This is a genomic window from Streptomyces sp. SID1328 (assembly GCF_009865595.1).
GTDB lineage: Bacteria > Actinomycetota > Actinomycetes > Streptomycetales > Streptomycetaceae > Streptomyces > Streptomyces griseoluteus.
On sequence record NZ_WWKH01000718.1, the window covers coordinates 1 to 10,019 of the forward strand.

The following is a 10,019-nucleotide window of genomic DNA, read 5'->3' on the forward strand; positions in this document are numbered from 1 at the left end:
GTCCCCGGCACCGGCCTGATCCCCGGCGCCCGCCTGGTCGCCCGCGCCCGCCTGGTCGTCACCGGCACCGGCACCCGCACCCGCACCCCCGTCGCCGAGGGTGGCGCCCGTGGCCGCGAGGGCGGCGGTGACCGGCTGGAAGAAGGTCTCGCCGCCGCTGGTGCAGTCGCCGCTGCCGCCGGAGGTCAGGCCGATCGCCGCGCCCTCCTGGGTGAACAGCGAGCCGCCGCTGTCGCCGGGCTCGGCGCACACGTCGGTCTGGATGAGACCGGTGACGGTGTCGACACCGTTCGGGTCGGTCTCGCTCTGGAAGTTGACGGTGGCGTCGAGACCGGTGACCTGGCCGTCGTGCAGCCCGGTGGTGGAACCCATCCGGAACACGGTCGAGCCGACGGTGGCCTCGGCGGCCTGGGTGATCGCCACGACCTGGCCGTTGCCCGCGTTGACCTCGCTGGGCGCCTCGGTCGCCGGGTCGTCGTACTTGACGAGGGAGAAGTCGCCCTCGCCGGGGAAGGTGGCCTGGTCGACGGTGGCGATGGGCTGCCCGGTCTGCGAGTCGGACCACTCCTTGGCCGCGACCCCGCAGTGACCGGCGGTCAGGAAGGCGGGACTGCCGTCGGAGGCGGTGACGTTGAAGCCGAGGGAGCAGCGGACGCCGCCGCCCTGCACCTGGGAGAAGATCGCGTCGCCGCCGGAGACGAAGGTCTTGAAGGTGCCGCCGGTCTTCTTCAGCGTGGCCGTGCCGGAGCCGAGACCGTCGACGGTGGACTCCAGCCGGTCCCACTTGGCGCCGGTCACCGTGGAGTCGGCGCTGACGATCACCTTGTTGGTACGCGGGTCGACGGCCCAGGCGGTACCGGGGATGGCCGCCTTGGTCCGCAGGGTCTTCGCGGCGGCCTGGAGGTCGGCGGTGCTGTTCTCCACCTGCCGTACGACGGCGCCCGCACTCTTCGCACGTGCGACGGCGGCACCGTCACCGACGGCGTTGACGACGAGTTGCTGCTTGGCACTGTCGTAGTAGGAGCCGGCGAACTGGCCACCGAGGGACTGCTTCAACTGGGCGGCGAGCGTGGTCGCGTCGGTGGCCTTGAGGGTCCTCGCGGTGCCCGCCGCGGCCGTGTCCTTGTCCTGGGACGCGTTGGCGTTGGGCAGCAGCAGGGCCGCCGCTCCGAGCGCCGCGACACCGCCGACCGCTATAGCGGCCTTCCTCTTGGGCATGCGCTTGTGACTCAACTTCTCGACCTCCTGGGTACGGGGGTCTGCCGCTGTCGGGCAGTTCGTAGGGGGGTGCCGGCTGGCTACAGGTACGGGCGGTCCGCCCGGCGCGTTCAATCCCGATCGCCAACTTCGTTGTACGGGTGGGGAATCAGCCACGCCCGCGCCTCTTCTGACACACCGGCACCTCGGTCACCCCTTGTCACGGCGCAGTAGCCCTGCGTCCCACACCGCCGGCGGAATCCCCGCTTCAGGGAATCTGCACATCCCGCACCCAGGCAGCGCACGGACCGCGAGGTTTGCGCACCGGTGCGGGTGTCCCGGACACACCTTTGGAGAGGTGTGCCGGATTCGTGTTACCGGCGGTAGTGGAGGCGGTGCGACGACGGCGCGGGGAATGTGAAGGAGAACCGCTCACGGCGTGCGCTTCCCTGCACGAATGAACCCCACCCTGCGCCGAACTCGCTGGTGAGAGCCCTGAGTAAGTGGAATCGGGCGCGGCGTGCGTGCTTTGATCCATCGCATCGCAGGAACCGCCCCAGGGCTGCCGGAGACGGCGGCCGGAAGGTCTGGAACTCCTCGCGGTCGCGGCCGTCATCTGTCCCCAGAGGGGGCCGCTCCCCCCTTGTGAAGACCCATACGAAGGGAAGTTCCATCATGAACTCCACCCCCCGTGTCGAGACCGTCGAGATCTCGGACGCCGAGCTGGACAACGTTTCCGGCGGCCTGTCCGTGAACGCCCTCTCCACCGTGACCGGCGCCGTCAACGGCATCGCCCCGGTTTCCGGCCTGGTGGACACGGTCGTCGGCACCGTCGAGGGTGTCACCGGCCTCAACACGGCCCCGGTCACCGGCCTGGTCGCCGGTCTCTGACCGCACCTCGGTGTCACCGAGAGTCCCGGACCCCCTCGCGGGTCCGGGACTCTCGGGCGTCCCGAAACTTTTCCGTGCCGTCGTCTCTCCTCGGGTGAGGGAAGTTCCGTGCAGTTCCGCCAACAGGCCCTCGCCAAGCTCCAGTCGCCGGAGGATCTCGACCTCCCGGTGCGGCTGGCACGCCCGCAGGGGTGGCTCGTACTGGGCATCACCGTCGTCGTGATGGCGGCCGCCTCGGTGTGGGCGGTGACCGGTTCGGTCGCCTCCACCGTGAGCGCCCCGGCCATCCTCACGCACGGGCAGGGCAGTTACGTCCTCCAGAGTCCCGTGGCCGGTCAGGTCACCGGTGTGCTCGCCAAGCAGGGGCAACGGCTGCCCGCCAACGCCCCCGTGCTCAAGGTCCGTACCGCGCAGGGCGATTCGGTGATCCGTACCGTCGCCGCGGGCCGGATCACCGCGCTGGCCGCGACCATCGGGCAGATCGTGCAGACCGGCGCCGACGTGGCCGCCGTGGAGAAGGTCGCGCACGACTCCGACCCCCTGTACGCGACGGTGTACGTCCCCGCCGAGAACGCGGCCTCGATCCCCGCGCACGCGACCGTGGACCTGACCGTGTCCTCCGTACCGGCCGAACGCTACGGCGTGCTGCGCGGCACGGTGAAGTCGGTGGACCGTACGGCGCAGAGCGCGCAGTCGATCGGCGCGTTCCTCGGCGACAGCCAGCTCGGCCGGCAGTTCACCAGCAAAGGCCGCCCGGTTGCCGTGCTCGTCACCCTCGACAAGTCGGCCTCCACCAGGAGCGGTTACCGCTGGTCGTCGGCGGGAGGGCCGCCGTTCGGGCTCGACTCCATGACCCTGGCCTCCGGTGCGGTCCATCTGAGCGACCAGCGCCCGATCGATTGGCTGCTTCCGTGACCGCCCCGACCGACACCGCGCAGGAGAACCGCGGCCGCAGACGGGCCGCCCCGGCCCGCCGCCCGGTACCCAAACCCCGTGGCGGCACGGTGCGTACACCCACCGTGCTCCAGATGGAGGCCGTCGAGTGCGGCGCCGCCTCCCTCGCCATGGTGCTCGGCCACTACGGCCGCCATGTCCCGCTGGAGGAGCTCCGCATCGCCTGCGGTGTCTCCCGCGACGGCTCGCGGGCGAGCAACCTGCTCAAGGCGGCACGGAGTTACGGGCTGACCGCCAAGGGCATGCAGATGGACCTCGCGGCGCTCGCCGAGGTGCGCGCCCCGGCCATCCTGTTCTGGGAGTTCAACCACTACGTCGTCTACGACGGCATGGGCCGCCGCTTCGGCCGGCGCGGGGTGTACATCAACGATCCCGCCAAGGGCCGCCGGTTCGTGCCCATGGAGGAGTTCGACGGCAGCTTCACCGGTGTGGTGCTGGTGCTGGAGCCGGGCGACGGCTTCAGCAGGGGCGGCCGCAAGCCCGGTGTGCTCGGCGCGATGCCCGCCCGACTGCGCGGTACGGCGGGCACCCTGCCCGCGGCGGTGCTGGCGAGCCTCCTGCTGGTCGCGGTGGGCGCGGCGGTGCCGGCGCTGAGCCGTACCTACATCGACATGTTCCTGATCGGGGGCCAGACCTCGCTGCTCGGCGTGCTGTTCGCGTCGATGGCGACCTGTGTGGCGCTGACCCTGGTGCTGACCTGGCTCCAGCAGGCCAACCTGCTGCACGGCCGGATCATCTCCTCCACCCTGTCCAGCGCCCGTTTCCTGCGCCATCTGCTGCGGCTGCCGGTCACCTTCTTCTCCCAGCGCTCCCCCGCCGACCTGGTGCAGCGCCTGCAGTCGAACGACCAGGTCGCCGAGACCCTGGCCCGCGACCTCGCGGCGGCGGGCGTGGACGCGATCGTGGTCGTGCTGTACGCGGTCCTGCTGTACACCTACGACCCTCAGCTCACGTTCGTCGGCATCGGCGTGGCGCTGCTGAACATCGTGGCGATGCGGCTGGTGATCCGGCTGCGCGCGACCCGTACCGCGAAGCTGCGGGCGGACAGCGCGCGGCTGACGAACACCTCCTACACCGGGCTCCAGCTCATCGAGACGATGAAGGCGACCGGCGGGGAGGACGGCTACTTCCGCAAGTGGGCGGGGCAGCACGCGGCGACGCTGGAGGAGCAGCAGAAGCTCGGGGTGCCGAGCGCCTGGCTGGGCGTGGTCGCGCCGACGCTGGCCACCTTCAACAGCGCGCTGATCCTGTGGATCGGCGGTCTCAGGGCGGTCGAGGGGCACATCTCGGTCGGTCTGCTGGTGGCGTTCCAGGCCCTGGTGGCCCGCTTCACCGCGCCGCTCACCCGGCTCAACGGCGTGGCGGGCCGCATCCAGGACTTCGCGGCCGACGTGGCCCGGCTGAAGGACGTGGAGAACTTCCAGGCCGACCCGCTGTACGCGCGTCCCGGCGGCGCCGATTCCACCCGCAGGCTGCGCGGGCACGTGGAGCTGGAGGGCGTCACCTTCGGCTACAGCCCGCTGGACAAGCCGCTGCTGACGGACTTCGGCCTCACGGTGGGGCCGGGGCAGCAGGTGGCGCTGGTGGGAGGGTCGGGCAGCGGCAAGTCGACGGTGTCCCGGCTGATCTCGGGTCTGTACTCGCCCTGGGAGGGCGTGATCCGGATCGACGGCCGCAGGCTGGAGGACATCCCGCGCGGCGCGCTCGCCGCCTCGGTGTCCTTCGTCGACCAGGACGTGTTCCTCTTCGAGGGCTCGGTCCGCGACAACGTGGCGCTGTGGGACCCCTCGATCCCGGACGAGGCCGTGGAGGAGGCGCTGCGGGACGCGGCGCTGTACGACGTGGTGGCGCGCAGGCCGGGCGGGGTGCACAGCAAGGTCGAGCAGGACGGCCGCAACTTCTCCGGCGGCCAGCGCCAGCGGCTGGAGATCGCGCGGGCGCTGGTGCGCCGCCCCAGCATCCTGGTACTGGACGAGGTGACCAGCGCGCTGGACGCCGAGACGGAGCTGACGGTGATGGACAACCTGCGCCGGCGCGGCTGCGCCTGTGTGGTGATCGCCCACCGGCTGTCCACGGTCCGCGACAGCGACGAGATCGTGGTGCTCCAGCACGGCACGGTCGTGGAGCGGGGCAGGCACGAGGAGCTGGTGGCGCGCGGTGGCGCGTACGCGGCGCTGGTCAGGGAGCGATGAGATGACGTCCACGCACGACGGTGATCTGGTGCTGGGCGCCCTCGGCTCGCTGGGTACGCGGGTCGACTGCGCCGGGCTGAACCGGCTGGATCTCGAGGGACCGCAGGTGCTCTGGCTGGTGGCGGCCGGCGCGCTCGACCTGTTCGCGGTGGACGCCGCCGAGCAGGGCCACTGGCACCACCTGGGCCGGGTCGAGGCGGGCACACTGCTGCTCGGCCCGGTCGCCGGTCCCCAGCACACCCTGGTGGCCCGCCCGGTGCGGGACTGTGTGGTGCACCGGGTGGACCTGCGCGAGCTGTACCAGGGCGCGCAGACCGAGACCTGGTCCTACGACGAGTACGGCAACCCGCAGTACGTACCGCCCTCCTCCAGCCCGCTGGAGTACGCCCTCGCGCTCGGCGTCGGCCGGGGGCTGTCGGTGCTGTTCCAGGCGCCGCTCGCCGAGGACCGGTCGGTGGCGCCCTCGGACGACGACGTGTTCTGGATGCAGGTGCCGCCGGGCAGCGTGCAGTACGGCTCGGTGTACGGCGCGGAGGCGGCGGCCGACCTGCTGATGGACCCGGGGCTGTGGCAGAGCCTGGTCGACCAGCAGTACCGGTTGCTGACCGCGCTGGACCGCTGGATCGAGCAGCTAGAGCGCACCCACGAGACGCGGGCGGCGGCCGGTATCAAGGCGGGTGAGGCGGTACGCGCCCAGGCCGACCAGACCCTGCTCGCCTCCATCGGCAAGCGCTCGGACCGGCGGACGACGGCGGCCGACGCGGACGCCGGGTACGCGGCCTGCAAGCTGGTCGCGCAGGCGGCCGGGATCACGCTGGCCGACCCGGCGCGCGGGATCGGCGAGAGCGAGCGGCTGGACCCGGTGGAGCGGGTGGCGCTGGCCTCGCGGGTCCGGGTCCGGGCGGTGCGGCTGGAGGGCCGCTGGTGGCGGGAGAACGTGGGCCCGCTGGTCGGTCACCGGGCGCTGTCCGGGGCGCCGGTGGCGTTGCTGTGGCGGCGGGGCGGCTATGTGGCCGTACAGCCGGCGACCGGCCGGGAGACGCCGGTGGAGAAGGCGAACGCGGAGGAGTTCGAGCCGCGTGCGGTGATGTTCTACCGGCCGCTGCCCGAGAAGCGGCTCGGCCCGCTGGGCCTGCTCCGGTTCAGCCTGGGCGGGACGCGGAACGACCTGCTGAACCTTCTGCTGGCGGGGCTGGTCACGGTGGCGATCGGCGCGCTGGTGCCCATCGCCACCGGCAAGGTGCTCGGCGAGTACGTACCGCAGGCGCGGGAGAACCTGATCGCGCAGGTGTGTCTCGCGGTGATGCTCAGCGGGGTGGTGTCGGCGGCGTTCACGCTGCTGGAGAACCTCACCATTCTGCGGCTGGAGGGGCGGATAGAGGGATCGCTCCAGCCGGCGGTCTGGGACCGGCTGTTGCGGCTGCCGACCCGGTTCTTCAGCGGGCGCTCCACCGGTGAGCTGGCCAGTGCCGCGATGGGCATCAGCTCGATCCGGCGGCTGCTGGCGGGCGTCGGCCCCGTGGTGGCGCAGTCGGTGACGATCGGCGCGATGAACGTCGGCCTGCTGCTCTACTACAGCGTGCCGATGGCGATGGCCGCGATCGCGATGCTCCTGGTGATCGGCGCCGTCTTCACCGGGCTCGGGCTGTGGCAGGTGCGCTGGCAGCGGCGGCTCGTGACCCTCGGCAACAAACTGAACAACCAGGCGTTCCAGACCCTGCGCGGGCTGCCCAAGCTGCGGGTGGCCTCGGCGGAGAACTACGCCTACGCCGCCTGGGCCCGTGAGTTCGCGCGCAGCCGGGAGCTCCAGCAGAAGGTCGGCCGGATCAAGAACCTCAGCTCGGTGCTGGGCGCGGTGTATCTGCCGGTGTGCACGCTGGTGATGTTCATGCTGCTGGCGGGCCCGGCGAAGGGCGCGATGTCGGCGGCGTCGTTCCTCACCTTCAGCACGGCGGTGACGATGGTGCTGACCTCGGTCACCCAGTTGACCGGCGCCTTCGTGTCGGTGGTGGCGGCGCTCCCGCTGTTCGAGGAGCTGCGCCCGGTGCTGGACGCCACCCCGGAGGTGCGGGCGGGCAGCACCCGGCCGGGCCCGCTGACCGGCGCGCTGGAGGCCCGGCGACTGTCCTTCCGGTACTCCGACGACGGCCCGCTGGTCCTGGACGACGTGTCCTTCGCGGTGCGGCCGGGAGAGTTCGTCGCGGTGGTCGGCCCGAGCGGCTGCGGCAAGTCCACCCTGCTGCGCCTGCTGATCGGCTTCGACAAGCCGGTCTCCGGCAGTGTGCTGTACGACGGCCAGGATCTCGGCGCGCTGGACCAGTCCGCGGTGCGGCGGCAGTGCGGGGTGGTGCTCCAGCACGCGCAACCGTTCAACGGTTCCATCCTGGACGTGGTCTGCGGCACCGAGCCGTACTCGCCGGAGGAGGTCATGGCGGCGATCGAGCTGGCGGGCCTGGGGGAGGACGTGCGGCGGATGCCGATGGGGCTGCACACGATCGTCGCCGGGAGCGGCGCGGTCTCCGGCGGGCAGCGCCAGCGGCTGATGATCGCCCAGGCGTTGATCCGCCGGCCGCGCATCCTCTTCTTCGACGAGGCGACCAGCGCCCTGGACAACGACACCCAGCGCACGGTCATCGAGTCCACCCGCAAGCTGAACGCGACCCGGGTGGTGATCGCCCACCGGCTGTCCACCGTGATGGACGCGGACCGGGTGGTGGTGATGGAGGACGGCAAGGTGATCCAGCAGGGCACTCCCGCCGAACTCCTCGCCGACACCGGCGGCCGGCTGCACGAACTGGTGCGCAGGCAGCTCGCGTAGGGGTGGAAGTGCCGCTTCCCGGCCAGGCCCCCCACGGGCCTGGCCGGGAAGCGGCTGTGGGTCCGGAAGGCGGCGGCCCCACTCCGCCTCACCCTCCCGGTACGGGATCGCCGGTCGCTCCGCCCCAGGGGCCGCACTCCCCAGTTGCGAAACCGACCCTGCGGCACGGAGTCCGTGCGATCCCGGTCTAGAACGCGAAGACGCTGCTGCCGAGCGCGTCCTTCGCGCAAGCGTTGCCGAACGTGCGCTCGTAGGCGACCCGTTGGCCCTGCCAGACACCCTGGACGGTGACGACCACGGGGTCGTACAAGCGGGTGCAGTGGACGTCGGCGCGGGCCTTGAGGGCGGCGAAGTCGCCTCCTATGCCGCGCAGTTCGGCACAGGCTTCCGCCGCGGCCGGGTGGGTGCCGGTGGCCGTCGGGGCGCAGCTCAGGGTGACGGCGCGCTCCGGGGTGACCGTGGTCGCGCTGTCGCCGTGCCCGGTGGTGAGGACCAGTGCCGTGGGCGCGTACAGGGAGGCAGGCGCGGCTACGGCAGAACCGGTCAGGGGTCCGCAGACGGCGGCGGCGGTGAGGCCGAGGGCCGCGGCCCAGCGCGCGGTGTTCCGCATGGTGTGCATCCTTCCGCTCGATTTTGAGGGTGTGCCGCCCATTGCCCGGTGGGGCGCCGCGACGGCGAGCGCCACTCTGCCGAGTCCGCAGCCGGAACACACATCCCACCCATGACTTTCAGTAACATTGCGTATTGAATCAGTGGCGCGAAGTCACGGAATTCGAACACGTCGGCCCCTCAACGCCGGGCTTTGCGGCCGCAGGGCTCGGCTCGATGGCCGGAACTCACCACCTGAGCAATCGGCCTGAAACATTCCGCCCGTCCGCACGGGGGCCGCTTTCACGATCCGCCCGTGACACTTTCACGATTCCTCGCGTTCGCACGGGTTTCGCCGGGCCCTCCGGATGGCCGAACCCTCCACCGGGGCGGCCGGGGATGGATGAAACATCCCCTGGCTCGCCGTGCCGATCCGGCCGTACGGCCGGCGGACCCCGTCTCAGGACCCCCGGTTGACCTCACAGCACCCCGGCTCCCCCGCCCCGGCGCCCTCCCTCACCGAGATCGAGCCCCACGGAGTCGAGCGCATCCCCGACGCGGAGCGCACCGCGACCCCGTTCGGCCCGTTCCGCGTCGCCTTCGGGGGCGCCAACGCCTTCTCCACCTGCGTCCTGGGCGCGTTCCCCATCCTCTTCTCGGGCGATGTTCTGGCGCGGGATGACCGCGTGGTGGGTGTCGGCGGCCCTCGGCATCCTCTGCACCGACATCCCCGGTCAGTTCGTCGACCCGCTGGGCGACCTGGCCAACGGGGTCGACATCAGCCTGCCGCTGCTCAGTCGGGCTTGCCCAGCAGCCGGGTCACCTCTTCCCCCGTCTCCGGGGTGAGGCGGCCCTCGCACTGGAGGCCGAGGGTGCGGGCCAGGTCCGCGCCCTGGAGGTCGACCAGGGCCTCCGCCAGCTCCGCGAAGGACGCCGCCGCCGTACGGCCGCGGACGACACCCGTCGCCAGCGTGGCGGCGCCCACCAGCGCGGCGGGCCACCACCACACGGCCGGCAGCAGGTAGGCCAGGCCCCAGGCTGTGAGCCGGGCGGCGGTACTCAAGGCAGTGCGTGCCGTGCCCAGTTCGGCGCGGGTGCTGTCGGGGGCGAGGAGCCAGAGATGGGGCCAGGCGACGGTCAGGTCCAGGCGGTACGCCCGCCACACGCGCCGGTCCGGGGTCGTGACCCGGTCTCCGGTCCAGAAGGGGTGGCGCGGCGCCACGAGCCCGACCTCGTTGCGCCGGGCGTACCACGCCTCCGCCTCCTCCACCAGGGCGTCCGCGTCGGCCGCACCGCCCAGCCGGGCCCGGCCGGCCGCGACCAGGGCCGTACGGTAGGCACCGTCGGCGGCCCGCCATCCGCGCGCCCGGCGCTCCGTC

The 10,019-nt window shown here is 72.0% G+C and carries 6 protein-coding genes and 2 pseudogenes; 5 read left to right on the forward strand and 3 right to left on the reverse strand.

Annotation, left to right across the window (positions count from 1 at the left end):
* On the reverse strand, positions 1 to 1,218 hold a 1,218-nt coding region (locus GT030_RS23030), incomplete at its 3' end, for a S1 family peptidase (RefSeq protein WP_161202721.1).
* Between the two features lie 654 nt (positions 1,219 to 1,872).
* Between GT030_RS23030 and GT030_RS23035 the strand changes: the two genes are divergently transcribed.
* The 4 genes from GT030_RS23035 (at position 1,873) to GT030_RS23050 (ending at position 8,052) form a co-directional block, all read left to right on the forward strand.
* On the forward strand, positions 1,873 to 2,088 hold the full coding sequence (locus GT030_RS23035) for a hypothetical protein (protein WP_031179346.1): 216 nt from the start codon (positions 1,873 to 1,875) through the stop codon (positions 2,086 to 2,088).
* Between the two features lie 108 nt (positions 2,089 to 2,196).
* Complete coding sequence (locus tag GT030_RS23040; RefSeq protein WP_161202722.1) at positions 2,197 to 3,003, forward strand: HlyD family efflux transporter periplasmic adaptor subunit; 807 nt, start codon at positions 2,197 to 2,199, stop codon at positions 3,001 to 3,003.
* The gene (locus GT030_RS23045) at positions 3,000 to 5,234 is read left to right on the forward strand and encodes an NHLP family bacteriocin export ABC transporter peptidase/permease/ATPase subunit (RefSeq protein WP_161202723.1); all 2,235 of its coding nucleotides are present in this window, start codon (positions 3,000 to 3,002) and stop codon (positions 5,232 to 5,234) included. The genes GT030_RS23040 and GT030_RS23045 overlap by 4 nt, the downstream gene beginning before the upstream one ends.
* A gap of 1 nt (position 5,235) precedes the next feature.
* Positions 5,236 to 8,052 carry an NHLP bacteriocin export ABC transporter permease/ATPase subunit gene (locus GT030_RS23050; protein WP_161202724.1) on the forward strand — a complete coding sequence of 939 codons (2,817 nt, stop codon included), beginning with the start codon at positions 5,236 to 5,238 and terminating at the stop codon, positions 8,050 to 8,052.
* Positions 8,053 to 8,239: 187 nt separating this feature from the next.
* On the opposite strand, the gene GT030_RS23055 is transcribed toward GT030_RS23050, so the two are convergent.
* Positions 8,240 to 8,662, reverse strand: a complete 423-nt coding sequence (locus GT030_RS23055; protein ID WP_161202725.1) for a subtilase-type protease inhibitor — start codon at positions 8,660 to 8,662, stop codon at positions 8,240 to 8,242.
* A gap of 451 nt (positions 8,663 to 9,113) precedes the next feature.
* Here GT030_RS23055 and GT030_RS36675 point away from each other — a divergent pair.
* Positions 9,114 to 9,327 (forward strand): annotated as a pseudogene (locus GT030_RS36675) (cytosine permease); the annotation flags it as partial.
* A gap of 106 nt (positions 9,328 to 9,433) precedes the next feature.
* Here GT030_RS36675 and GT030_RS23065 read toward each other — a convergent pair.
* Positions 9,434 to 10,019 (reverse strand): annotated as a pseudogene (locus GT030_RS23065) (hypothetical protein); the annotation flags it as partial.